The 1,212-nt window shown below is 75.6% G+C and carries 1 protein-coding gene; it reads left to right on the top strand.

All coding sequences use genetic code 11. The annotated features are described in order from the left end of the window. Nucleotides 1-191: 191 nt before the first annotated feature. The gene (locus EHS43_RS44850; RefSeq protein WP_125196086.1) at nt 192-1,133 is read left to right on the top strand and encodes an alpha/beta hydrolase; all 942 of its coding nucleotides are present in this window, start codon (nt 192-194) and stop codon (nt 1,131-1,133) included. Nucleotides 1,134-1,212: the final 79 nt, after the last annotated feature.

Here is a 1,212-nt window from a genome sequence, read left to right as displayed (position 1 = left end):
CGGCGAGGGCGGTCCCGCCCGGCCGCCGCCGTGCGGCCGGGTCCGTCCCGGACACGCCAACCCTTACCGAGCGTGACATCCGCGTGTCCGCGCACGTCATGGGCCTGATACCGTCCCGGCCAACGGCCGAATCCCTTCCAGGATGCATTTCACGGTCCGTCAGATCCGTTTCGTCGCTGAGAGGTTGGAGCATGCCGGACGACGCCGCAGCCCGTGCCGCCGCGGAAGCCCGTGCCGCGGCCGAGGAGGAGTCGGCCTTCTCGCACCCGGAGGTCGCCCCCGACGCCACCGCGGCCTACGGCGACGACCCCGACCAGGTGATCGACTTCTACGCCCCGCGCGTGGCGGTGTCCCCCGGGGGCGGTCTCGCGCCGCTGGTCGTCGTCCTGCACGGCGGCGCGTGGCGCGCGCCCTACGACCGACGGCACGTGACACCGTTCGCGGACTTCCTGGCCCGGCGGGGCTTCGCGGTGGCCAACGTCGAGTACCGGCGGGGCGGAGTGTCCCTTCCGGCGCAGAGTGCCGCGTTCGAGGGCGCAGCGGGGGCTGGAACGGGGGGCGCCGGGCCGGTGGCCGGGCGCTGGCCGGACACCTTCGACGACGTGGCCGCCGCGATGGACGCGCTGCCCGGGCTGGTGCGGGAGTCCCTCCCGCAGGCCGACCCGCGCCGCATGGTGGTCACCGGCCACTCCGCGGGCGGCCACCTCGCGCTGTGGGCCGCGGCCCGGCACCTCCTGCCGGCCGACGCCGCGTGGCGCATCGAGGGACCGGCACCCCTGCGCGGGGTCGTCGCCCTCGCCCCGATCGCCGACTTCACGGTCGCCGACAAGCTGGAGGTGTGCGGCGGGGCGTGCCGTCAACTCCTGGGCGGCGAGGAGGGGTTCAGCGCGCGCCTGGCGTACGCCGACCCCGCCCTGCTGCTGCCCACCGGCATCGCGACCACCCTCGTCCAGGGCCGCACCGACACGGTCGTCCCGCAGGCGGTCGCCGAGGCCTACGCGGACGCGGCGGCGAAGGCGGGCGAGGTGGTGGGCCTGACCCTGCTGGAGGACGTCGGCCACTTCCCCCTGATCGACCCGGCGGCGGACGCGTGCGCGGTGGTGGCGGAGGAGATCGCACAGCTGGCGTGGTGACGCGGCCACGGCGGTCCGCTCCGCCCCCCGGTGATACCCGTAATACCTGAGAGCTACGACGCCAAAGAGCTCCCTGGCG

This window comes from Streptomyces sp. RP5T, from assembly GCF_003933965.1.
In the GTDB taxonomy this organism is placed as follows: domain Bacteria; phylum Actinomycetota; class Actinomycetes; order Streptomycetales; family Streptomycetaceae; genus Streptomyces.
This window is presented reverse-complemented; position numbering and strand designations above follow the sequence as displayed.